16 protein-coding genes are annotated in these 22,920 nt (G+C 65.8%); 11 read left to right on the top strand and 5 right to left on the bottom strand.

Annotation, left to right across the window (positions count from 1 at the left end; translation table 11 throughout):
* Window positions 1-17 precede the first annotated feature (17 nt).
* A complete protein-coding gene (gene acpS, locus ACUN9Y_RS06830) occupies window positions 18-413 on the top strand; it encodes a holo-ACP synthase (RefSeq protein WP_445459931.1) in 396 nt (131 codons plus the stop codon).
* A gap of 50 nt (window positions 414-463) precedes the next feature.
* Here the strand turns inward: acpS and ACUN9Y_RS06835 are convergent, their stop codons facing one another.
* The gene (locus ACUN9Y_RS06835; protein ID WP_445459932.1) at window positions 464-3,280 is read right to left on the bottom strand and encodes an ATP-binding protein; all 2,817 of its coding nucleotides are present in this window, start codon (window positions 3,278-3,280) and stop codon (window positions 464-466) included.
* Between the two features lie 116 nt (window positions 3,281-3,396).
* Here ACUN9Y_RS06835 and cysM point away from each other — a divergent pair, with 116 nt between their 5' ends.
* Genes cysM through ppc form a run of 5 tightly spaced genes read left to right on the top strand, consistent with a single transcriptional unit; the run spans window position 3,397 to window position 11,577 of the window.
* A complete protein-coding gene (cysM, locus tag ACUN9Y_RS06840; RefSeq protein WP_445459933.1) occupies window positions 3,397-4,293 on the top strand; it encodes a cysteine synthase CysM in 897 nt (298 codons plus the stop codon).
* A 1-nt stretch (window position 4,294) separates the two neighbouring features.
* A complete protein-coding gene (rlmD, locus tag ACUN9Y_RS06845; RefSeq protein ID WP_445459934.1) occupies window positions 4,295-5,773 on the top strand; it encodes a 23S rRNA (uracil(1939)-C(5))-methyltransferase RlmD in 1,479 nt (492 codons plus the stop codon).
* Entirely contained in the window at window positions 5,766-8,045 is a 2,280-nt protein-coding gene (relA, locus tag ACUN9Y_RS06850) for a GTP diphosphokinase (RefSeq protein WP_445459935.1), read from the top strand. The genes rlmD and relA overlap by 8 nt, the downstream gene beginning before the upstream one ends.
* Entirely contained in the window at window positions 8,045-8,887 is an 843-nt protein-coding gene (gene mazG, locus ACUN9Y_RS06855) for a nucleoside triphosphate pyrophosphohydrolase (RefSeq protein ID WP_445459936.1), read from the top strand. Before relA ends, mazG begins: the two co-directional genes overlap by 1 nt.
* 41 nt (window positions 8,888-8,928) lie before the next feature.
* Complete coding sequence (gene ppc, locus ACUN9Y_RS06860; protein WP_445459937.1) at window positions 8,929-11,577, top strand: phosphoenolpyruvate carboxylase; 2,649 nt, start codon at window positions 8,929-8,931, stop codon at window positions 11,575-11,577.
* Window positions 11,578-12,039: 462 nt separating this feature from the next.
* Here ppc and ACUN9Y_RS06865 read toward each other — a convergent pair whose 3' ends face one another.
* The 3 genes from ACUN9Y_RS06865 to ACUN9Y_RS06875 all read right to left on the bottom strand — a co-directional run bounded on the left by ACUN9Y_RS06865 (window position 12,040) and on the right by ACUN9Y_RS06875 (window position 16,215).
* A complete protein-coding gene (locus ACUN9Y_RS06865; protein ID WP_445459938.1) occupies window positions 12,040-12,741 on the bottom strand; it encodes a hypothetical protein in 702 nt (233 codons plus the stop codon).
* A 532-nt stretch (window positions 12,742-13,273) separates the two neighbouring features.
* Window positions 13,274-14,215, bottom strand: a complete 942-nt coding sequence (locus ACUN9Y_RS06870; protein WP_445459939.1) for a ketopantoate reductase family protein — start codon at window positions 14,213-14,215, stop codon at window positions 13,274-13,276.
* Window positions 14,212-16,215: a DNA topoisomerase III gene (locus tag ACUN9Y_RS06875; RefSeq protein WP_445459940.1), complete on the bottom strand. Its 2,004-nt coding sequence runs from the start codon at window positions 16,213-16,215 to the stop codon at window positions 14,212-14,214. The genes ACUN9Y_RS06870 and ACUN9Y_RS06875 overlap by 4 nt, the downstream gene beginning before the upstream one ends.
* Before the next feature lie 342 nt (window positions 16,216-16,557).
* Here ACUN9Y_RS06875 and ACUN9Y_RS06880 point away from each other — a divergent pair, with 342 nt between their 5' ends.
* Together ACUN9Y_RS06880 and ACUN9Y_RS06885 are read left to right on the top strand one after the other, a co-directional pair.
* Window positions 16,558-17,823: an ABC1 kinase family protein gene (locus ACUN9Y_RS06880; protein ID WP_445459941.1), complete on the top strand. Its 1,266-nt coding sequence runs from the start codon at window positions 16,558-16,560 to the stop codon at window positions 17,821-17,823.
* A gap of 43 nt (window positions 17,824-17,866) precedes the next feature.
* On the top strand, window positions 17,867-19,699 hold the full coding sequence (locus tag ACUN9Y_RS06885) for an SEC-C metal-binding domain-containing protein (protein ID WP_445459942.1): 1,833 nt from the start codon (window positions 17,867-17,869) through the stop codon (window positions 19,697-19,699).
* 80 nt (window positions 19,700-19,779) lie between these two features.
* Here ACUN9Y_RS06885 and ACUN9Y_RS06890 read toward each other — a convergent pair whose 3' ends face one another.
* Window positions 19,780-21,138, bottom strand: coding sequence for an AmpG family muropeptide MFS transporter (locus ACUN9Y_RS06890; RefSeq protein ID WP_445459943.1), 1,359 nt, complete (start codon window positions 21,136-21,138; stop codon window positions 19,780-19,782).
* A gap of 220 nt (window positions 21,139-21,358) precedes the next feature.
* On the opposite strand from ACUN9Y_RS06890, the gene rfaH reads away from it, so the two are divergent.
* The 3 genes from rfaH (at window position 21,359) to ccoM (ending at window position 22,755) form a co-directional block, all read left to right on the top strand.
* On the top strand, window positions 21,359-21,898 hold the full coding sequence (rfaH, locus tag ACUN9Y_RS06895) for a transcription/translation regulatory transformer protein RfaH (protein ID WP_445459944.1): 540 nt from the start codon (window positions 21,359-21,361) through the stop codon (window positions 21,896-21,898).
* A gap of 78 nt (window positions 21,899-21,976) precedes the next feature.
* Complete coding sequence (locus tag ACUN9Y_RS06900) at window positions 21,977-22,483, top strand: FKBP-type peptidyl-prolyl cis-trans isomerase (RefSeq protein ID WP_445459945.1); 507 nt, start codon at window positions 21,977-21,979, stop codon at window positions 22,481-22,483.
* 158 nt (window positions 22,484-22,641) lie between these two features.
* On the top strand, window positions 22,642-22,755 hold the full coding sequence (ccoM, locus tag ACUN9Y_RS06905) for a cytochrome c oxidase subunit CcoM (protein ID WP_445459946.1): 114 nt from the start codon (window positions 22,642-22,644) through the stop codon (window positions 22,753-22,755).
* Window positions 22,756-22,920: the final 165 nt, after the last annotated feature.

The raw sequence follows: 22,920 nt of genomic DNA on the forward strand, positions 1-22,920 counted from the left end.
GGACGAGGCCCGGGAGCATGATTCTCGGCATCGGCACGGATATTGCCCATATTCATCGCCTGGAGGCGGCCCTTGGGCGGCGCGGTGCGCGGTTTGCCGAGCGCCTGCTGGGGCCGCGGGAGCTTGAGCGGCTGGGTCAGGCACCGCGCCCGGCGGCCTACCTGGCCAAGCGCTTCGCCGCCAAGGAAGCCTTCGTCAAGGCGCTGGGTACAGGCCTGCGTCGGGGCATGCGCTGGACGGACATCGAAGTGGTCAATGATGCACTCGGCCGTCCCTCGCTGGTGCTGTCGGGCAAGGCCAGGGAGTTGGCGAATGTCGCCGGGGTCTCCGGCATTCACCTGAGTCTCAGCGACGAGCAGGATCTGGCCGTGGCCTTCGTGGTTCTCGAAGGTCGCGCCGGTGGCTCGCTCTAGCGATGCTCGAAGCTCGCACCGCGGTCCCCCGCGAGGGCTTGGTCGGAGGCTCAGTCGGAGGCTTGGTCAGAGGCGCTGTCAGAGGCGCTGTCAGAGGCGCTGTCGGAGACGCCGGCGGCATTGTCGGTGGCGGGCCGGGGCCAGGCCCGCAGGTCGTCCATCGCGGTGAACAGATCGGTCAGCATCGGCACCACCGAGGCCAGGCCGCGAGAGCGTAGGCGGGTCTCGAGGGTTTCCGCCAGCAGCCCCAGGCGGGGTACGCCGCAATACCGACAGGCGCCATTCAGGGCGTGTACCGCATCGAGCACGGCTTCCTCATCGTCATTGGCGAGCGCCGCATTGAGGTCGGCTTGCGTCTCGTCAAGCGACGCCACCAAGGTTTCGATCAACTGATGGGCCAGCGCTTCGCGCCCGCCTGCCAGCCGAGCCCCCAGCGCCATGTCGACCGTCGCCAGTTCCTCCTGAGCATTCGGCGAGTCTGTCTCTGCTGGCCTGCTGCGAGTATCGTCGCGGGCCGCCGGTCGCTGCTCGGCGAGGGGGGCCTCGAGCCGGATACCTAGCCAGGTGTGCAGCAGCTCGGCCAGCTTGATCGGGTCGAGGGGCTTGATCAACACGTCATCCATGCCGCTATCCTTGAGTTCCCGGCGCTGAGAGTCGAGCACATGAGCGGTCACCGCGATGATCGGGCGGTCCCGCCACTCGTGGCCGAGCCGTCTCAGGGCCTGGGTCGTCTCGATGCCGTCCATGCCGTGCATGCGAATATCCATCAGCACCAGATCGAATACCCTCTGCTGGGCGAGCGCCAGGGCCTCTTCGCCACTGGCAACCAGCGTCACCTCGCGTCCCGGCCCTTGGATCAATTCCTTGAGCAACAGCCGGTTGGTCTCGCTGTCGTCGACGACCAGCAGGCGGACGCGGCGGGGCGAGAGCTCGGGGAGTTCGGGGCGTGGGGCGGGCCACTGGGCAGGCTGTGGCGGGTTGGAGGTGATCAGCGACGGCGGCGACGCATGGCTGGCAAGGGTGTCGCCGTGCCAGTCGAGATAGCGTGACAGCGCGGCCCCCAGGCCCTGGCGCGACAGCGGCTTGGCGAGGATGCCTGCTCGCTGTGGTAGCGCCAGGGCCGCCATGTCGGGGAGGCCGGCGTTGAGCAGCAGCAGGGTGGGGCGAGTACGCTGTTCCAGGCGCTGGCGCAACTGGCCGAGGCGCTCGCCTTCGATGTCCTCCTGGTTGATGGCTTCAAGCACCAGCGTGGCCTCGCTCGGGGTGTCGACGACCCTGGCGCGCCAGCGGGTGACCAGATGAATCAGCGCCCGGCGGGTCGGGCCGTGAGGCTCCTCGATGTGCAGGGCGAGGCCATCCAGATCCAGCTCTGGTTCGCGCTCGACATGGGGGTTGCCGGCCAGCGACAGGGTGAAATAGAACGTCGAACCATGTTCCGGCGTGCTGTCGACGCCCACGGTTCCGCCCATCTGTTCGACCAGCTGACGCGAGATGGCGAGTCCGAGCCCGGTTCCCCCAAAGCGCCTTGAATGGCTGGCCGCGGCCTGACGAAAGGCCTGAAACAGACGTCGCTGCTGGCTTTCACTGAGGCCGATGCCGGTGTCACTGACGCTCAAGCGCAGCGAGACCCGGTCGTTGTGCGCCTCTTCGACCATGACCCGCACGATGACCTCGCCGTGCTCGGTGAACTTGATCGCGTTGTTGACCAGATTGGTCAGCACCTGACGTATGCGCATCGGGTCGCCGACCAACTCGGCGGGCACATCGTCGTAGACGAGGTTCAAGAGCTGCAGTCCCTTCTGCTGGGCGAGCGGTGCCTGCAGGCCCAGAACCTCGTCGACCAGGCCCTGAATGTCCACCGGGACATGTTCGAGAATCAAGCGTCCGGCTTCCAGCTTGGAGAAATCGAGCACGTCGTTGACCAGCGACAGCAGGTTGTCACAGGCGCGCTGAACCTGATCGAGCCACTCGCGCTGGCGTGGGTCCAGTGCGGAGCGGCCGAGCAGCCGACAGAAGCCGACGATGCCATTGAGCGGAGTGCGAATCTCGTGGCTCATGTTGGCCAGGAACTCCGACTTGATGCGATTGGCCTCCACCGCCTGGCGATGGGCGATGTCCAGTTCGATGTTCTGGACCTCGATGGTCTCCATGGACTCCTGGAGTTCCTGGGTGGCGTGCTCAATCTGATGGTGCAGATCCTCCTTGGCCTCGGCCATGTGGTCGGCCAGGGTATTGACCCGTCGGGCCAGGTCGGCCAGCTCCTGGGGCTGATCGAGCGCCAGGTGGGTTGGCGTGCGCCCGGCGCTGAGCTGGTCGAGAACGTGGCCCATGTCATCCACCGGTTGCACGATGCGCCGGCCCAGTGAAAAGGCCACCAGAAACAGCAGCAAGCCGCTGACCAGCAGGATCAGGCCGCCTCGGGCGAGGTCGCTGTAGGTCGCCAGCAGCAGTAGCGAGGCGTCGACATCCAGGGTCAGCAAGGCGTCGGCCGGCGCCAGGGGCTGACGCAGCACCCACTGACGATAGTGCTGCGAGAGGCTCGCCGTCGACGTCTCGGTGAGCGCCAGCGCCTCACCCTTGAGGCGACCCAGCTCCATCACGGTTTCACCGCCCTGGCGGATGCGCAGTGCCCGCACCGAGGGAATGTCCATCAGCTGGTTGGCAGCGGCCTGCAGTGCCTCGGGCTCGGCCATGGCCAGGGCTTGGCCCAGGCGCGGCGCGACCAGGCGGGTGGCGATCTCCAGCTGCTGTTGCATGGCGTCCTGGCGCTGTTGCGTACCCTTGTTCAGGGAAAATCCCATCACCAGGGTAAGAATCACCAGTGGCAGGACCAGCAACGTCAGCATCAGGCGAGATTTCAAAGACATCGGCGCTGCGTTCCGTGCAGGTGGTGGGGGGCTGGGGCATCGCGTGGTGTAACGCCTGTCCAGTGGCGATGCCCCTCGATATAATGCGTCAAAGACGACTCCACAAGGAAGGATGCATGGAATTCCCGACCCTCGAAGAGGTGGTGGGCCACACGCCCCTGGTCCGCCTGACACGGATCAGCGCTGGGCGCGGCAACACCTTGCTCGCCAAGCTGGAGGGCAACAATCCTGCTGGCTCGGTCAAGGACAGGCCGGCATTGTCGATGTTCAACGAGGCCGAGTTGCGCGGTGACATCGCGCCTGGCGATACCCTGATCGAGGCCACCTCGGGCAATACCGGCATCGCTCTAGCCATGGTAGCGGCGATGAAGGGCTATCGCATGATCTTGATCATGCCCGAGAGCGCCTCGAGCGAGCGCAAGCAGGCCATGGCCGCCTACGGTGCCGAGCTGGTCGAGGTGAGCAAGAAAGGCGGCATGGAAGAGGCGCGGGATCTGGCCGATCAGATGATCGCGCGTGGCGAGGGCAAGGCACTGGATCAGTTTTCCAACCCCGACAACCCGCTAGGCCACTACCGCACCACCGGCCCCGAGCTATGGCAGCAGACCGGCGGCACCATCACGCACTTCGTCAGTTCCATGGGCACCACCGGTACCATCATGGGCGTCTCACGCTACCTGAAGGAGCAGCGCGAGGATATCGAGATCGTCGGCCTGCAACCCGAAGATGGCGCGAGCATTGCCGGTATTCGCCGCTGGCCCGCCGCCTATCTACCGTCCATTTTCGAGCCGACTCGGGTCGACAAGGTGCTCGATATCGGGCAGTTCGAGGCCGAGCAGCACATGCGCCGCCTGGCCCGGGAAGAGGGCATTCTGGCCGGCGTCTCTTCCGGTGGGGCCCTGGCCGGCGCCTTGCGTATCGCCGAGACGGTCGAAAACGCTGTCATCGTGTTCATCGTCTGCGACCGCGGTGATCGCTATCTCTCTACCGGGCTACTGGCTCCGGAGCTTTAACGTGTCAGGACTTGGAAAACGCCGTCCCCCCAGGGCCCGGTCAGGGACCTCCGGACTCACTCGACAATCGCCTGCCAAGGCGTCGTCAGGGCGAGAGTCCGGCGGTGCCTACGCCACCGACCCGACGCCAGCCACGCCGGCTGAGCTGCGTATCGAGAGCCTGGCCCATGATGGTCGTGGCATTGCGCATACGCCACAAGGCAAGACCGTCTTCGTCGAAGGGGCCTTGCCGGGCGAAGTGGTCCAGGTAGCGGTCCATCGCACCCGCAAGCGCTACGACGAGGCACACCTGCGATCGATGATCACGGCGTCGCCGCTGAGGGTCCGTCCCCCGTGTCCGTACATCGACCGCTGTGGCGGCTGCGACCTGCAGCACCTGGGGCGTCAGGCCCAGCGTGAGCACAAGGCCGCCGTGCTCGGCGAGTTGCTCGGCCGTCACGGCGACGAGATACCGAGCATCGAGATCATCGCGACCGAGGCGCAGGCCTATCGTCGTCGCGCGCGGTTGGGGGTGCGACTCGACGGTGAAGGGCGGGTCCAGCTAGGGTTTCGTGCCCGACGCAGTCATCGGTTGGTGTCGGTGTCCAGCTGCACCGTTCTGGTGCCAGCGCTGGCGACGTTGCTGCCGGGCTTGCACCAACTCGTGGCAAGCCTGGAGGCGCCGCGTCAGGTCGGTCACCTCGAGTTGCTCGAGACCGAGCAAGGCAGCACGGTGGTCATCAGGCAGTTGCGTCCCCACCCGGGCGACCTCGCGCGATGGCGTGATTGGGCGCAGCGGAACGGCGTCTTTCTCGCTATGTGGCAGGGGCGTCCGGCGTCGATATTCGAGTGGGTCGAGCCGCAAGGGGGGCCTGCCGCCTTGACGGTGAACGTTCCTGGACCCCGAGGCGAGCTCAGGCTGGCGCTGGCCCCGGGGGATTTTCTCCAGGCCAACGATGGCGTCAACCGGCGCATGGTGCAGACGGCCCTCGACTGGCTGGGTGACGCCAGTGAGCGGCAACGGCTGTTGGATCTGTTCGCCGGTATCGGTAACTTCAGTGTGCCGCTGGCGGCGGCGGGCTATGACGTCGTCGCGGTAGAGGGGCAGCCCGCCATGGTCGAGAAGCTACGCCATAACGCCGATCAGGTGGGCGGCCCGCCGTCGCTGGAGGCGCGCCAGGCCAATCTGCACGATGACACCCAGGTGCGGCGGCTGCTCGAGCAAGGGCGCGCCGATGTCGTGGTGCTGGACCCGCCGCGGGAGGGGGCCGAGGCGATCTGCCGCGAATTAGCCCAGCGACCGGTTGCCAGGGTCTTGTACATTGCCTGTGATCCGGCGACCCTGGCTCGCGATGCGGCATATTTGTTGCAGGGAGGCTATCGACTAACGTGTGCCGCCATGGCCGACATGTTCGTGCACACCTCCCACCTCGAATCCATGCTGCTGTTCGAATACCGCGAACCGCAGTCACCGCGCCAAGGAGTCGCCAGCGATGGTTAAAGTGCGTGAGGAGCAACCGCTGACGGATCACGGGCGTGTCGATATCGATCTTTGGGTCGCGCGCCTGCAAGAGGACGTCAAGCTGGCGGATCCCGAACAGCTCGCCGAGGCCTGCCGCCTGGCCGAGGCGCTGGAGCTTGATTCGGCGCTGCCGCACAAGGCCTGGCTCAAGGATGGCTCCAGCTTCCGCATGGGCCTGGAGATGGCCGATATTCTCGGTGAGTTGCGCCTGGACCAGACCGCCATTGAAGCCGCGGTACTGTATCGCGCCGTGCGCGAAAAATTGCTGCGCCTGGAGCAGGTCGCCAAGCGCTTCGGCGCGGAGGTCGCGAGCCTGATCGACGGCGTCCTGCAGATGGCCGCGATCAGCACCCCGCATGCGAATACCCAGGGGCTGCAGCAGCAGGATCAGCAAGACAACCTGCGCAAGATGCTGGTCAACATGATCGATGATGTGCGGGTGGCGTTGATCAAGATCAGCGAGCGGACCTGTGCCCTGCGTCAGGTTCGCGATGCCCCCCGCGAAAAACGCCTGCAGGTCGCCCAGGAAGTGTTCGACATCTACGCGCCTCTGGCCCATCGCCTCGGTGTCGGCCACCTCAAGTGGGAGCTCGAGGATCTGTCCTTCCGCTACCTGCACGAAGACGAATACAAGGCCATCGCCAAGCAGCTGGCCGAGAAACGCTTGGACCGAGACCGCTTCATCAACGACGTGGTGGAGACCCTGAAGGCGTTGATGGTGGCTCAAGGCATCGAGCGGTTTCTGGTCGATGGGCGGGCCAAGCACATCTATTCGATCTGGCGCAAGATGAAGCGCAAGCGTATCGACTTCTCCCAGGTTCACGACATCCGTGCGGTGCGTATCCTGGTGCCGGATGTCAGCGACTGCTACACCATGCTTGGCATCGTGCACTCGCGCTGGCACCACGTCCCGGATGAGTTCGATGACTACATCGCCAATCCCAAGAAGAATGGCTACCAGTCGCTGCACACCGCGGTCATCGGCCCGGAAAACAAGGTCCTGGAGATCCAGATCCGGACCTTTACCATGCACGACGAGGCGGAGCTCGGGGTGTGCGCCCATTGGCGCTACAAGGGCCATGACACCAGTGCCAAGAGCGACAGTTACGAAGAGAAGATCGCCTGGCTGCGCCAGGTGCTCGAATGGCACGAGGAGGTGGGCGACTTCGGTGATCTGCGCGAAGGCTTGACCAGCGACGTGGCGCCGGATCGGATCTATGTCTTCACCCCCGATGGCCACGTCATTGATCTGCCTCGGGTGGCGACGCCCATCGACTTCGCGTACCGCGTGCACACCGAGGTCGGCCACCGTTGTCGCGGCGCCAAGGTCAACGGTCGCATTGTGCCCCTGACCTACAAGCTCAAGACCGGCCAGCAGGTCGAGATCCTTACCGCCAGCAAGGGCGCGCCGAGTCGCGACTGGCTCAACCCTACCCTGGGGTTCGTGCGCACCTCCCGGGCCCGGGCCAAGATTCAATCGTGGTTCAAGCACCAGGCGCGGGATCGCAATCTGGAAGAAGGGCGCTCATTGTTCGAACGCGAGATGAAGCGTCTGGACGTCGAAGACATGGACCTGGTCCAGTTGGCCAACAAGGTCAACTACACCAGCGCCGATGACATGTACGCCGCCCTCGGGGCAGGCGACTTGCGAATCGGCCAGGTGCTGCACCAGGCCCAGCAGCTGTTCGGCGAGAGCGACGACCAGGAACGCCTCGACCGGCTGCTGGCCAAGCCGCGCAAGGCGCCCAGCAAGGACGATGAAAGCGGGATCACGGTACTCGGCGTCGGCAACCTCAAGACCAGCATGGCCAATTGCTGTCACCCGATGCCGGGTGAGGCCATCGTGGGCTTCATTACCCAAGGTCGCGGCGTCACCGTGCACCGGCAGGATTGCCCGAACATTCTGCAGTTGCGCCTGGATGAGCCCCAGCGAGTCATCGAGGTGGAGTGGGGCGAGCGCGCGCGGACTCAGTACCCGGTGGACTTCGAGATCGAAGCCTGGGATCGCTCGGGGCTGTTGCGGGATGTCACCGCGGTGCTCGGTCAGGACAAGGTCAATGTGCTTTCGGTCAACACCCTGACCAACACCGACGACGGCATTGCACGGCTGACCATTACCGCGGAGGTGGATGGCCTGGAGACCTTGGGGCGGCTGTTCTCGCGCATCCAGCAGTTACCCAATGTGATCGAGGTCAGCCGACTGCGCAGCGGTGTTCAGGGCAAGCCCCGGGGCAAGGGAGGGCACGCCTGATGGGAGACCAGCCACGCTACACGCTCGATGAGCTGTTGACCCTGATGGAGGTGCTGCGCGATCCGGAGTTCGGCTGTCCCTGGGACGTCAAGCAGGACTGGGACAGCATCGTGCCGCATACCCTCGAGGAGGCTTACGAGGTCGCCGACGCCATCGAGCGACGGGCGTTCGACGAGCTGCCCGGTGAGCTCGGCGATCTGCTGTTTCAGGTGGTGTACTACAGCCAGTTCGGCGCCGAACAGGGGCGTTTCGGCTTCGACGATGTGGTGCATGTGCTCACCGACAAGATGGTACGACGTCATCCCCACGTGTTTCCCGATGGGACCCTGGGGTCGCGCCGCGTGGGCATCAGCGCCGCCGAGGTCGAGACCCGCCAGGTGCATTCGCGCTGGGAGTCGCTGAAGGCCAATGAGCGCCAGGCCCGGGGCGACGAGGCCAAGGCCTCGGCATTGGACGATGTGCCGCGCGCGCTGCCGGCGCTGACACGCGCCAACAAGCTGTCCAAGCGCGCCGCTCGGGTCGGTTTCGACTGGCCGGACACCCGCGGCGTGATGGCCAAGCTGCGTGAAGAGCTCGACGAGATCGATGAGGCTCTGGCCGAGGGCGATCTCGCCCACGCCGCCGATGAGGTCGGTGACCTGTTGTTTGCCACGGTCAATCTGGCGCGCACCCTGGGCGTCGACCCTGAGCGCTGCCTGCGCGGCACCAACCAGCGTTTCGAGCGTCGCTTTCGTCACGTCGAGGCGGGGCTCGAAGCCGAGGGGACGGCGATCGAAGAGGCCGATCTGGCGTCCATGGAGCGCCATTGGCAGGCGGCCAAACAGCAAGAATCCAGCGTTTGAGACTATTCGCTATTAACCGATATTGATGAGGGAGTTCCGCAATGAGCCACGACCTGCACGAATCGCTGCGCGACAACGTGCGCATCCTCGGTGACAGCCTGGGGCGCACCATTGCCGACGACCTGGGGCCAGACTTCGTCGCGCGCATCGAGACCATTCGTGGCCTGGCGAAGAGCGGTCGCTCCGGTGAAGAAGCCGGTCAACGCGAGCTGATCGATTATCTGCGTCGACTGCCCGAGAAGGATCTGTTGCCGGTCACGCGGGCCTTCAATCAGTTTCTCAACCTCGCCAACATTGCCGAGCAGCATTACCGCGCCCGCTTTCGTCGCGTCGAAGATTACAAGCCCGGCATGCAACCGGTGCTCGGTGAGCTGCTGGAACGGGCGCGCAATGAGGGGCACGCTCCACGTAAGCTGGTCGAGACACTGGCGAATATGCGCGTCGAGCTGGTGCTGACCGCGCACCCGACCGAGGTCATCCGGCGCACCCTGATCCAGAAGTACGATGCCATCGATGACTGCCTCACCGCCATCGAATCGTCGGCGGACTACCCCGAGCGTGGCGCGCGTGCCAAGGGGCGCCTCGAGGAGCTGATCAGTCAGGCCTGGCATACCGACGAGATTCGTCACGACCGGCCGACGCCAGTGGACGAGGCCAAGTGGGGCTTCGCGGTGATCGAGAACTCTCTGTGGCAGGCGGTCCCCGACTTCCATCGCGATCTCGACAACCTGCTGCTCGATACCGCCGGCGAGCGCCTGCCACTGGACGCCGCGCCGATTCGTTTCGCGTCCTGGATGGGCGGTGACCGAGACGGCAACCCTAACGTTACCGCTCGGGTGACCCGGGAAGTACTGCTGCTGGGGCGCTGGATGGCGGCGGACCTCTACCTGCGCGACTTGGAACAGCTCAAGATCGAGCTATCGATGTGGAGCACCAACAGTGCCCTGCGCGCCGAAGTCGGCAATGTCTCGGAGCCCTACCGGGAGCTGCTCAAGCGCCTTGTCGTTCGTGTCGAAGCCACCCGTGACTGGGCCAAGGCCGAACTCGACGGCAAGAGCTTCGAGGGCGGGCCGATCATCGAGACCCGCGACCAGCTGTATGCCCCCTTGTTGGCCTGCTATCGCTCACTGTGTGATGTCGGGCTGGATACCATCGCCAACGGCGCCTTGCTCGATACGCTGCGGCGCATTGCCGTCTTCGGGGTCACGCTGACCAAGCTGGATCTGCGTCAGGAAGCCGGGCGCCATGCCCAGGTCATGGAAGAGCTGACCCACGATCTGAAGCTTGGCAACTATCGCGACTGGAGCGAAGAGCAGCGCCAGGCGTTCCTGCTCGCCGAACTCGAGTCGGCGCGCCCGCTGATTCCGCGCCGCTGGGAGTGTTCGGCGGAGACCCGCGAGACGCTGGAAACCTTCAGCGTGGTGGCTGGCGAGCATGGCGAAGCGCTGGGGACCTACATCATTTCCATGGCCGCACAGCCGTCGGATGTGCTGACCGTGGCCCTGCTGATGAAAGAAGTCGGCGGGCGCACCGGCATGCCCATCGCACCATTGTTCGAGACGCTGGACGACCTGAATCGCGCCGGCGATGTGATCGGCCGCCTGCTGGACCTGCCGGGCTATCGCCAGCTGGCGGGAGATCGTCAGGAAGTGATGATCGGTTACTCCGACTCGGCCAAGGATGCCGGGCAGCTGGCGGCGGCCTGGGCCCAGTATCGTGCCCAGGAGGCGCTGGTGGATGTGTGTGAGCGTCAAGGCGTCAACCTGACCCTGTTTCATGGTCGGGGCGGCACCGTTGGCCGCGGCGGCGGCCCGTCTCACGCCGCCATCCTGTCCCAGCCCCCGGGGTCGGTGAACGGCAGCCTGCGCGTCACCGAGCAAGGCGAGATGATTCGCTTCAAGTTCGGTCAGCCCGACATCGCCTTGCGCTCGATGGAGATCTACGCCTGTGCGGTGCTCGAAGCCTCGCTGCTGCCGCCGCCCAAGCCCAAGCCCGAATGGCGCGACGAGATGGACCGCCTGGCCGAAATCGCCCACGGCGCCTACGTCGGCGTGGTACGCCAGGATCCCGACTTCGTGCCGTACTTCCGTTCGGTGACGCCGGAAGGTGCCCTTGGGCGTCTGCCGCTGGGTTCGCGGCCGACCAAGCGACGTCAGGATGGCGGCGTCGAGACGCTGCGCGCGATTCCATGGATCTTCGCCTGGACCCAGATTCGCCTGATGCTGCCGGCCTGGCTTGGCACCGGTGAGGCGTTCTCGACCCGTATGGCCGAGCCGGGAGGCCTGGAAGTCATCCAGGAAATGCGCGACAGCTGGCCGTTCTTCGGCACCTACCTCGACATGCTCGAGATGCTGCTGGCCAAGGCCGACATCGACATCGCCACCTACTACGAGCACCGGCTGGTCGATGAGCCGAGCCTCGAGGCGCTCGGCGAGCGCCTGCGTGAGCGCTTCCGTGTCCTGCACAAGGCGCTGCTGACCATTCTCGATGAGGACGAACTGCTCGAGAACACGCCGCTGATCCGCCAGGCCATCGAAGTGCGTAACCCGTACATCGATCCGCTGCATGGGTTGCAGGCGGAGCTGTTGCAGCGTAACCGCGACGCCGATGGCGCCATTAGCGCGGATCTCTCCCGGGCCTTGATGGTCACCATGGCGGGCATTGCCGCTGGGTTGCGCAACACCGGCTGACTCGGTGGGTACCGGAGAGGGCGGCGCATCACCGGTCGCGTGCACGTCGCCCTCCACAGCGCCCCCCACGTCGCCCTCCACGACCCCTTCCACACACGGTTGCGCCCGGCCAAGGCCCGGCGGGCCCGGGCCAAGGCCGGGCGCAACCGTGTGTGGAGGCCGCGTCAGGTGGCACAGGCCACCGAGGTGAACTCGCGATGAGCGAGGGACGTCGCGTTCGCCTGCGAGGGCAGCCGAGTCGCCGTGCAGGAGAGAAAGGGCGTGTTGCACCGGGCTGTCCCACGCAGAGCGCCCCGCTGGCCTGAAGCCGCTCCGTTGGCTAGCCTGAAACCGCTCCGTTGGCTGGCCTACCACCTCGATGGCTGGCCTGACGCCGCCTCGATGGCTAGCCTGAAACCACCTCGATGGTTGGCCTGATGCCGCCTCGATGGCTGGCCTGATGCCGCGCTGATGCCGCCGCGGCTAGAACGGCAGATGGAAGGAGGCGGTGATCATGTTCAGATGCTCGAGCTCGCGGTCATTCACTTCCTCGAATTCGACCTGGCCGATCCAGCTAGACGTCAGCCAGCGTGCCCCGAAGCCCTGTACCCGGGTGGTGCCATGGGTCGGCGTGGCGACGCTGCGACCGGTGACCGGGTCACTCGCCCACTGGGCCATGCCGGTCTTGCCGTAGATACCGAAACGCCCCACCCGCAGGCCCGCCACCAGGCTGCCGCCCAGGCTGGTGAAGTCCTGTACGTGGTTGATGCCGCCACTCGAGGACGGCACGTCGTCGCTTTCGCGATAGCGCAGCTCTGCGCCGACATCGAGTGTCGGGGTTTCTTCGGGAGAGAAACCGGCGGTCAAGCGGAAGCCCGAGGTGTAGCCATCGGGAGTGTGGACGTCATCCCCCTGCACCAGCACGCCATTGTCCATGCGCAAGATTTCCCGTGACATGCCGGAAAAGGCCGGCGAGACCACCTCGGTATCCGCGCCGTCCTGGCGTTTTCTGCCATCGTCCAGCGCCGCATCACTGGCGAGCGCGGGCCACGCCATCATCAGGCACAGCGTCAGCGCCGTGGCTCTGCTACAGGCACGCGCCACGCTACCCGCGTCGAGCGTCACGGCGGCAGAACGGCACGAAGCGGTGCCAAAGGCAAAACGTAGGACCTTGGGTAAGGTCATGGTGGCATCCTTGGACGCATAGCCAGAGGGGCGAACCGTCGACGTCTATCGCCGACGGCGTCTTTTGTCGAGCAGGTCTTTCCTCGGGCCGGTCTTCTATCGAACGGGTCTTGCATCGAACGGGTCTTGCATCGAACGGGTCTTGCATCGAGCGGGTCTTTCGTCGAACGGGCGAATCATCGAACCGCTGCTGCCTTCATGCCCTAGGTTAAAGCACTTCTCAGGCACTTCTCAGGCCTTCTCAGGCCTTCTCATCAAGCCCGTCCCCGGGGCGAAACCTTTCTTGGCGATGTCGTTCGGGGTTCAGTTCGATTCCATCGGGCATTCGGAGGTCGGCCCTTTCTCAGCCCCTTTCTCGGCCCCTTTCTCGGCCCCTTTCTCAGCCCGGTCTTAGCCCTTTCTCAGCCCTTTCTTAGCCGTGCTGCCCCACTGTGCCAGAAAGAAACGTGCGCCAGGGCCCGCGATACTGAGAAAAGGACATAAGTCAATTTAGCAACGGTGTTCGATATGCGCTATTTGCGACTGCGCCATTTCAGGCATTCAGCTCCTGCCATCGTCGAGACAGACAAGGCGTGGCGATGGCGTGCTCCGCGGCGGCATCGAGCAGAGGGCCGAGGATCGCATCGTGCTCGGTGGGTCGGTTGGCCTGGCGGTCCTGAAGCATCGAGGCACGGTTGTTGGCGGTACCGTCGATCACGCGCCACACCAGCGCATGCCAGGGACGCCGCGGGTCGTCGCCATTGCCGGTGCGAGGCGGGGGGATCTCGAGTGCGGTCATCAGCTCGGCCAACTCGTCGACGGTGGCGTCGAGCATGGGGCGAAAGGGGCGGTCGCGGAGCTGGCCATTGCGTATCTGGTAGCGTGCCACCAGCGGATTGATCGCCGCGTTGACCACCAGCTTGTGCCAAAGACGGTTGCCGATATCGTCGACCGCTGCGCAGGCGAGTCCCGCGTCAGCGAGATGCCCGGCGAGCGCTCGTGCAGTGTCCTGGTGACGGCCGTGCAGGTGTCCGATCAGGGTTTCGCCGTGGCCTGCGTGCACCACCTGCGTGTCGCTGACGACATAGGCGCCTTCGGTGGTGGACGCGCACAGGACGGGGCCTGACCACACCGCCGTGATCGGCTGCTGAACACGCAAACCGTTCTGCCACAGCACCACGGGGGTGTCGGCGGCCAGGTGCGGCGCCAGGGCGTCGAATACCGCCTGGGTGGCGTAGGCCTTGGTGGTGAAATGAACCCAGTCGATGTCCTGGGCCGCCCTGCGCATGTCCGTGAACGTGTCGATCGTCCGGTGGTGCAGCGTGCCGTTGGGCGAGGTCAGCGTCTGGTCGTTCGGCAGCAAGCGACGTCCCAACAGGCGCACGTTGGGTGCGTGGGCCTGTTCCTCGTGGCGAGCACTTGCCATCGATAGCGACATTGCCAGCCACCGGCCGATGGCGCCCGGGCCGACGACGAGGCTTCGCCGTGGGATCATCGGTTCTCTCCCTTGGAGGGCTTGCGCGCCGCGCGGCTGCGCTTTGATGAACTCCCGGATGAACTCCCGGATGAACCGCTGGACGCGCCGCCGCGCCGGCGTCGCGTAGTGCTGGCCGCTTTTCCACGGTTGCCGCTGCGACCCTTGCCGCGGGTCCGAGCGGGGGCAGCGTCTTCGCCCTGGGCATTGGCCATGGCCTGGGTGAGCCGCTGGCTGTCCGCGGCACCGACCAGGCCGTGAAGGTCGCGGACCAAGGCCTCGAGGAAGGGCGCAGGATCGCCCTGGTTGGCGATCGCATCCAGACGCTGCTCCCACAGGGCGGTGCGTTCGGGGCGGCCGACCGCCTCGGGCAGCGAGTGGATGAGTGCCACGCCGAGGCGCGTTGCGCGCAGTGCCTTGCTCTGCCTGACCAGGTAACCGCGCTCGATCAGGGTTTCGATGATGCCGGCTCGGGTCGCTTCGGTACCGAGCCCGTCGGTGTCGCGCAGGGTCTTGCGCACCTCGGGGTCGTCGACGTAGCGGGCGATGTTCATCATCGCCTTGATCAGGCTGGCGTCGTTGAACGGCTCGGGTGGGCGCGTCTCGCGGTCCTCCACCTCGGCGGCCTCGACCCGGCAGGTCTCGCCTTCTTGCAGCGCCGGCAGTGGCGGCGCTTCGTCCCGGGTGGTGAACAATGGCTTCCAGCCCGGGCTGAGCACCTGTTGGCCGGCGGCCCGAAAGCGCTCGTCGAGGATGACGAACTCCGCCTTGACCTCGCGGGTGACCAGGGGAGGGTAGAACTGTGCCATTACATTGCGTGCGATCAGTCGATAGACGTCGGCTTCCTGGCCGGACAGGCGGGCGGCATCGAAGACTTTGCCGGTGGGGGCCAGGGCATGGTGAGCGCCCACCTGCTTGTCGTTCCAGGCCCGCGAGCGCAGGGAAAAATCGGCGTGGGTCAGCCAGCCGGCCATCACCGGGTCGCCGGCCAGGGCCTGGCGAAGTTGACCGGGGGCAAGGCTGAGGTGCTCCTGGGGCAGGTAGCGACAGTCGGAGCGTGGATAGGTGATCAGCTGATGGCGCTCGTACAGACGCTGGCAGATGTCCAGGACGGCCTTGGCCGAAAGGCCGTGACGCCGTGCCGCATCGACTTGGAGCGCCGAAAGCGAGTAAGGCAGAGGAGCAGGCTGGCGACGATCACGGGAGTCGACGCTGCTCACATGGCCTTCGCTGCCGAGCAAGCGTTGCTGGAGCGTCTCGGCGGGCGCGCGGTCCAGCAAGCGGCCCTTGTCATCGAGACGCTGCGACTCCCCGGGCACCCACCACGCCCTCAGGTTGCCTGCCTGGACCCGGAGCTCGGCCCACAGCACGTAGAAGGGGTAGGGCACGAAGTGGCGGATATCCTCGTCGCGTCGCACCACCAGGCCGAGCACCGGGGTCTGCACGCGGCCGACCGACAGCACGCCGTCGTGACCGGCCTGACGGCCGATGAGCGTCCACGCTCGCGTCAGGTTGATGCCATACAGCCAGTCCGCCCGGGAGCGCGTTTGGGCGGCTTGATACAGGGGAGCGTAATGGCGATTGTCTTCCAGGCGGGACAGCGAACGGCGCACGGCCGGCAGGTTCAGGTCGCTGATCAGCAGGCGGGACACCGGGCCCTTGAAGCCGAGGTACTCGATGACCTCCTGGACCAGCAGCTGGCCTTCGCGATCGGGGTCACCGGCATGTACGACATGGTCGGCCTGTTTGAGCCGGGCGCGGATGACGGCCAGTTGGCCGCGGGCCTTGGGCCGGGGACTGAGCTTCCAGCGGGTCGGCACGATCGGCAGGTGATCCCGACGCCATGGCTTGTAGGCGGGATCATAGGCGTCCGGGGGCGCTTGTTCGAGCAGGTGTCCCAGGCACCAGGTCACCTGAGTGTCGCCGGCAACCAGGTAGCCGTCCTTTTTGTGTGCAGGTGCGGGCAGTGCCTCGGCAATGGCCCGAGCAAGGCTGGGTTTTTCGGCAATTATCAAACGCATAGGCCACCGGCAGAGAGAAGCATTCTGGATATTCTTCCAGTATGTGGACGGCGATGCCAGGTGTACCATGTAATGATAAATGTATAAGTTTTATATCAGTTTTATGTGCTGAAATGACCGGTTGGTGTCGGCCTCTGACGCAAGGGCCAGAGCCGCCAGCCGCACCCCGGAGGAAAGCCCCTCGCCAGGGAAGCAGCGCCGGGACGATACAGCAGCCCGAGGCGACCGCGCCGGGTGGGCGAGGGGAGACGTAGTGACTCCCTAGCCGCACCGAGACGATGCAACGGCCCGCGACGGGTGGAAAACGGTAGACGCAGCGACTCCCCAGACAGGAGACGGACGATGCGACAGACAGGCAGGACGCGGCGACTGATGGGCCTGGGCATGCGCACCGGCGGCGCCATGCTGCGTACCCGCCTTGGCGCTGAGGCCGACTGGCGAGCACTCGGCGCAGCGCTGTTCGACGGGCTGTCCGAGCTCAAGGGGCCGGCCATGAAGCTGGCCCAAGTGGCCGCCCAGTGGGATGACCTGCTGCCGGCGGAGCTCGGCGAAGAGCTGGCTCGGTTGCAGCGCCAGGCCGCGCCCATGCCCTGGGAGGGAATCCGCCCGACCCTGGTAGCGCAGTACGGCGAGCTTGACGCGGTCTTCGCCGATATCGAGACGCGGCCCTTCGCCAGCGCGTCCATGGGGCAGGTGCATCGGGCCGTGACCCTGAGCGGACAAGCGGTGGTGCTCAAGGTGCAGTATCCAGGGCTCGCCGATGTGTTGGAGCAGGATCTGGTACAGGTCCACCGCTTGCTGCGTCTGGGGCGCTGGTTCAAGGTGCCGAGTGCACGGCTCGATGCCCTGTTCGAGGAGCTGTCGCAAAGCCTGCGTCATGAGCTCGACTATCAGGCCGAGGCACAGGCCTTGGCGCGCTACCGGCGACGCTACGCCGCACGCGATGATATCGTCGTGCCAGAGCCCCTGCCGGCGCTGTGCGGTCCCCGGGTGCTGGCGATGGCATACGTGCCCGCGACACCCCTGCGTGACCTGCAGGGCGGTGATGATGTGTTGCGCCAACGCGTGGCGGCGAGCCTGGCGGACTGGCTCACCGAGGAGCTGTTCTGCCACGGGGAGGTCCATGCCGATCCCCATGCCGGCAACTTCGCCGTCGATGACCACGGGCGGCTGGTCGTTTACGATCTGGGGGCAGTGATCGCGGTGCAGCCGGGGCAACTGGACGCGCTGCTGCGGTTGCTCGAGGCGACCCTGGCCGAGGATCCCATGGCCATGGACGCGGCGCTGGCCGCCCTTGGCGGACGCCAGGGCCAGGGTGCGCCCCTGGCCCTGTATGCGGAGGCCGCGGCGGCGGCGGCGCCATTGTTCGCGCCAGGCGAGCAGGATTTTGGCGACGTGCGTGTCCATCGTCGCCTCAGGGAGCTGAGCCCACGGGTCTGGGCGGCGCTGGATCGGCTGCAGCCGCCGGCGGGGATTCTGCTGTTGTCTCGCACCCTCAATGGGCACTACTGGAATCTGGTGCGTCTAGGGGCGCGCCTGGATATGAATTCGAGGACTCGGCCGCTACTGCGACGGCGTTACGAGGACGTGGGTACTGCCCACTCGTGAATACCACTGGTAGACTGTGCCGTTTTTAATTAGGGAGATGGCGATGCTGGCAGTATGGGTAGATCAGCTGCTGGGCTTTGCCTCGGGCGCCTTGGTCGCGGTTCGACAAGACGAGCGCTATCCGTCGCTGATCCGTTGGGCTCGCGAGGACGGCCCCGGCCAGGTCGGTGGGGACATGGCGCTAGCACAGGCACTGGCCCCCGAGCTATGGTCTCAGACCCCGTTGGCGCGTCTCGACTTCGAGTGTGAGGCGCTGGCGCGGCCGGGCCGCAACGAGCCCTGTTGGTGCGACTCCGGTCGCAAGACCAAGCAGTGCTGTGGGGCGGTGCAGATGCCCGGCCATATTCCGCCACACCTGATGTGGATGCTGTCGCTGCGCGAATGGAAAGGCGACACGCTCAAGGCCGCCCTGGCCAGCGGGCGGGCCCCGGCTCAGGCGCTACTCGAAGCCGGCCTGATCGCTGCCGAATCCGGTCAGCGCGGGCGCGCTCAGCAGATCCTCGAGTCGTTGTTCGAGACCGCCGACTGGTCGCGGTTGCCGGAGCAGGCCGAGCCCGCCTTCGAAATCCTGGTCGATCTGTTTCAGGAGCGCGGATTCCATCGCAAGCGTGAAGCACTGCTCGATGAAGTGCTCGAACGCGGGCCGCTGTTCCTGCGCGGTGTCGCCCTCGAACGGCTGTGCTTGATGCATCTGGACAACGATGATCTGGATGGCGCCCGCGACGCCTTCGTGCGCGCCCAGCAAGCGTTGCCGGACTCGCCGACGCTGGCCTATATCGAGGCGATGCTGCTGCTCCACGAAGGTCATGAGGAAGAAGCGGTCGAGCGGTCTCGGTTCTGGTTACGGCGACTGACGCGCCAGGGCGACCTGGATCCCGATCAGCTGCAGTTTTTGGCCGATCTCGCCGACAACCCCGGGGCTACCTTGGCCGATCAGCTGCTCAGCGCCGAAGAGGACCTCGGTGAACCCCTGGTGGGCCTGCAGATGCTGCTGGCCGAACTGCCGGTGGCGCCAAAGCTCAAGGTGGTCGCCGAGGACGGCGAACTGGTGTATCGCTCGTCGGCCCGGGAGGACACGCTCTACGCTGCCTTCCAGGAGGGGTTTCAGGTCGATGTCGATGTGGACGCCCCGATGGGGTTTCAGGGCGACCCCTGGCTCAATGCCGGCGAGTGGCTGCCGGCCTTGTGCGCTAACCCCGAGCAGCTCGACTCTCCCGCGGTACTGCAGTCCGTGGCCCTGGCGCTGACCAGTCGTTTCGGTAGCCTGCCGTGGATGGCGCCCAGCCTGTTCGAACCCCTGGCCGAACGCCTGGAGCGTTGGCTCGAGCAGATTCGTAACGCCGGCGATGGCCCCTTCCAGTGGGAGAGCGGTGACAATGCCCAGCTGCTGCGCGCCGGCCTGGCCCTGGTGGTGGGCATGGAGCGCGGTTCGCGTCAGCATTCCCGCGAGCTTGCCGAGGTGCTGCTGGCGTTGGATGAGCAGGATAGCCTGGGCCTGCGTGAGCTGGTGCTGGACCAGTTGCTGCGAGAAGGGCGCGATGAAGAGGCACTGGCGATCAGTCGCCGAGCGTTTGAGCTGGGGCCTGAGACCGGGGAGGACGCGCCGCAGCTCGGCATGTACATGGGCCAGGTACTGGCGTTGTACCGCCTTGGCGACGTGGACGAGGCCGAAAAGGCCCTCACCCACGCCAAGCATCATAACGGCCACGCCGCGGCGCTATTGTGTGCCGATAACCCACGCCAGCCGGGGCCAAACCTGTCCGGGACCCTGGCCGCCCCCGGCAGTCGCGCGGAGGCGTGGCAGTACCGCACCTTGATGCGTGACCAGTGGCGGGCTACCCCCGGTGCCTTGGACTGGTTGCGCGGCGGTAGCTGAAGGGCGGCGCCAGGGCGGGCCGTGCCGGTGACAACGCGGCCTCGCCGTCGTCCTCGCCCATGAAGGCGCCTAGCGGCGGGTCAAGACGCCGCAGCCGGGAGCAGACTCTTGCTGCGAGAAATCCAGATCGCCATCAGCACCGCGGGCACACCGAGCAGGGAGGCCAGCACGAAAAAGCTCGGGTAGCCCTGGGCGTCTACCAGCAGACCGCCGAAGCCCGAGAGGAATTTCCCCGGCAGCGTCATCAGCGATGAGAACAGCGCGTACTGGGTGGCGGTGTAGGCCCGCGAGGTCAGGCTTGACAGAAAGGCGATGAACACGGCGCTGGCCAGGCCATTGCTCAGGTTGTCGCCGACAATGGTCATCACCAGCATCGATTTCTCGGCCCCGCTCGCGGCCAGCAGCGCGAACATCAGGTTGGTCAGCACGGTGGCCGTCGCACCCACCACCAGAATGCGACCGATACCGTAGCGTACCACCAGCACCCCGCCCAGAAGTCCACCGACCAGACTCATGATCACGCCAAACACCTTGGTGACGGTGGCGATGGTCTCGAGGGAAAACCCCAGGTCCACGTACAGGGGATAGGCCATGGACGCCATGGCCAGATCGCTGATGCGGTAGATGCCGACGAACACCAGCAGCCACAGTGCCTTGACGCCGTGGCGGGTGAAGAAGTCGAGGAAGGGACACACCACCGAACCGATGAGCCAGGCGCCCAGGCGGCGCTGCCAGGCCGGGCGCTGGCGGCTGGCGCGCAGGAAGGCGCGGACGCGTGGTTCGTGGGCCAGGCGCGCAGCGAGGGAACGCCGTGCCGGTTCCGGGCGTACCAGGACCGTCAGCATGCCGATCGCCATCATCGCGCCCATGGCGATGTAGGCCAGGTGCCAGGAGGTCGCCGAGGCGAGGTAGAGCGCGCCTGCCCCGGCCATGATCAGACCACCTCGATAGCCGATGATGTAGGTCGATGCCATCGCCGCCTGGACGTCATCCGCGGCGGATTCGATACGAAAGGCATCGATGGCGATGTCCTGGGTGGCCGAGCCGAAGGCCACGGTCAGGGCGAAGATCGCGACCAGCGGCAGCTGGCTCGCCGGATCAAGGCTCGCCATGCCGAATAGGCCGGCCATGATCAAGGCCTGGCCTACCAGCATCCAGCTGCGCCGCTGGCCGAGTAGCCGCGTCAGGCCCGGCAGGGCGATGCCATCCACCACCGGTGCCCAGAAAAACTTGATCGAGTACAACAAACCGATCCACGAGAAGAAGCCGATGGCGGCGACTTCAACGCCGGCGGTGCGCAGCCAGGTGGTCAGGGTAGAGAACACCAGCAGAAACGGTAGCCCCGCGGAGAAGCCCAGGAACAGCATGGTCACAACAGGGGCGCGCAGGTAGATGCCGAGGGCATCACTCCAGGAGCGCCGGGCGGGGGGCGTGGGCATGTCGGGCGGACTCCTTGCCGGACAGCGACGGCGCACATGGCGCCATCGCAATGGTAAAATAGTCGATCAGCAGGCGGGTGCCGGCGGCACCCGCCGGCGAATTGTTGCAGAGCCGGGTCGGCGATGCCAGTTGGCGGCGTCGGGAGCCCTCCTGTCATCATGGCAGGTGGCCGGTTGCACATTCGCCGCCGTTGCGTGTTTTCGGCCCGACAGGAGTCCCATGAGCCACACCGACATCGTTACCAATGCCTCCGATGCGACGCCACGCTGGTACGTCATCCAGTGCAAGGGCGGAGAGTCTTTCCGCGCCGCCGAGCATCTGGGCAATCAGGGCTACGACTTGTTTCACCCGGTGCTTGAAGTCCAGAAGAAGCGACGCGGCAAGCTTGAGTGGGTCCAGGAGCCGCTGTTCCCCTACTATCTGTTTCTGCGCCTCGACCAGGTCGAAAGCAATTGGCGTCCGATCCGGTCGACCCGGGGCGTGCTCAAGATTGTTACCTTCGGTCTCGCCATGCCGGTGCCTGTCAGCGATGAGTTGATCGAGCTGTTGCGTCGCCATGGCACCAGCGAGCCCGATGCCCCTGGTCAACTCTACTTTCGCGCCGGCGAGTCCGTGGAGATCACCGAAGGCCCGTTCAAGGATCTGAAGGCAGTGTTCGAGAGCCACAAGGGCGAGGAGCGGGCGATCGTGCTGCTCAACATGTTGCATCGCCAGCAGCGCCTGGAGATGCCGGTCTCGCGCCTGAAGCGCGAAGACTGATGCCAGGCGTGTCCGCGGTCGGCGGTCCGCGCTGACCGCGCCGACTCGGTCAGTCACCTTTCATCGATGGAGCCAGACATGAAGATTGCCCCGCAGCGGGTCGCGAGCCTGCATTATCGGCTTACCAATGAGCACGGCGAGGTGCTCGATGACTCGCGCCAGCGTGACCAGCCGCTGGAATACCTGCACGGCCACGACAACCTGATGGCTGGCCTCGAGCGGGCGCTCGATGGCCAGTCGCCGGGGGCCGAACTGAGCGTTACCCTGGCGCCTGCCGACGCCTATGGGCCCCGCGATGAGTCCTTGGTCAGGGAGGTCGGGCGCCAATCCTTTCCGGTGGATAACCTGACCCCGGGAATGCGCTTTCAGACCCCCGGAGACGCCGGGCCGCAGATCGTCACCGTGGTCGAGGTAAGAGGCGACAGCGTGGTGATCGACACCAATCATCCGTTGGCCGGCGAGCGCCTATCCTATCGCATCGAGGTGTTGTCGGTGCGAGACGCCACCCGCGCCGAGCTTGCCAAGGGCAATCCCCTGCCGCCGGGCACCGCGGCGTCGACGGTCGAAGACCGCAAGGTGCTGTGACGCGTCGCCTGGCACCGCGGATCACGCCGGCACGAAGCTCCCCGGCGAAGCGTTGACGATGCGTCGATGCCTCGCGCCTTCCCTTGACCCAGGTCAGCACACTGCTGGCGGTGAATCGTTAGGATGATCACATCGACATCGTCAAGGGGGACCTAGCCATGTATCTGGATAATGCGGTTGTCTTCGGGTTAGGTGCTCTTGGTTTGACGATGGCCTTCATGGCCGGTTGGATCGTCTTCGTGGTGCGCGACGCCAGAAGAAAGAAGTCCTAGCCGTCACACCTTCGTCAGGGGAGGGGGAGTCATCCCCCTTTTTTTCAACCGACCCATCTGGGTCGGTTTTTTTTTGTCTGGCGTTGCCGGTCAGGCGCGTGTCAGGGGCCGCGGGCCGCGGCTCGTGCGTAAAGACGCCCGCCTTCGGCGAGCGAAGGCGGGCGC

The sequence above is a fragment of the Halomonas sp. V046 genome (assembly GCF_052645355.1).

What these genes read in the sequence shown, in the direction of transcription:
- ACUN9Y_RS06835 (WP_445459932.1), bottom strand. Translation starts at nt 3,280, where the DNA reads ATGTCTTTGAAATCTCGCCTGATGCTGACGTTGCTGGTCCTGCCACTG.
- ACUN9Y_RS06885 (WP_445459942.1), top strand. Translation starts at nt 17,867, where the DNA reads ATGCTGGCAGTATGGGTAGATCAGCTGCTGGGCTTTGCCTCGGGCGCC.
- mazG (WP_445459936.1), top strand. Translation starts at nt 8,045, where the DNA reads ATGGGAGACCAGCCACGCTACACGCTCGATGAGCTGTTGACCCTGATG.
- ppc (WP_445459937.1), top strand. Translation starts at nt 8,929, where the DNA reads ATGAGCCACGACCTGCACGAATCGCTGCGCGACAACGTGCGCATCCTC.
- rfaH (WP_445459944.1), top strand. Translation starts at nt 21,359, where the DNA reads ATGAGCCACACCGACATCGTTACCAATGCCTCCGATGCGACGCCACGC.
- ACUN9Y_RS06880 (WP_445459941.1), top strand. Translation starts at nt 16,558, where the DNA reads ATGCGACAGACAGGCAGGACGCGGCGACTGATGGGCCTGGGCATGCGC.
- ACUN9Y_RS06865 (WP_445459938.1), bottom strand. Translation starts at nt 12,741, where the DNA reads ATGACCTTACCCAAGGTCCTACGTTTTGCCTTTGGCACCGCTTCGTGC.
- ccoM (WP_445459946.1), top strand. Translation starts at nt 22,642, where the DNA reads ATGTATCTGGATAATGCGGTTGTCTTCGGGTTAGGTGCTCTTGGTTTG.
- ACUN9Y_RS06890 (WP_445459943.1), bottom strand. Translation starts at nt 21,138, where the DNA reads ATGCCCACGCCCCCCGCCCGGCGCTCCTGGAGTGATGCCCTCGGCATC.
- ACUN9Y_RS06900 (WP_445459945.1), top strand. Translation starts at nt 21,977, where the DNA reads ATGAAGATTGCCCCGCAGCGGGTCGCGAGCCTGCATTATCGGCTTACC.
- ACUN9Y_RS06875 (WP_445459940.1), bottom strand. Translation starts at nt 16,215, where the DNA reads ATGCGTTTGATAATTGCCGAAAAACCCAGCCTTGCTCGGGCCATTGCC.
- ACUN9Y_RS06870 (WP_445459939.1), bottom strand. Translation starts at nt 14,215, where the DNA reads ATGATCCCACGGCGAAGCCTCGTCGTCGGCCCGGGCGCCATCGGCCGG.
- acpS (WP_445459931.1), top strand. Translation starts at nt 18, where the DNA reads ATGATTCTCGGCATCGGCACGGATATTGCCCATATTCATCGCCTGGAG.
- cysM (WP_445459933.1), top strand. Translation starts at nt 3,397, where the DNA reads ATGGAATTCCCGACCCTCGAAGAGGTGGTGGGCCACACGCCCCTGGTC.
- relA (WP_445459935.1), top strand. Translation starts at nt 5,766, where the DNA reads ATGGTTAAAGTGCGTGAGGAGCAACCGCTGACGGATCACGGGCGTGTC.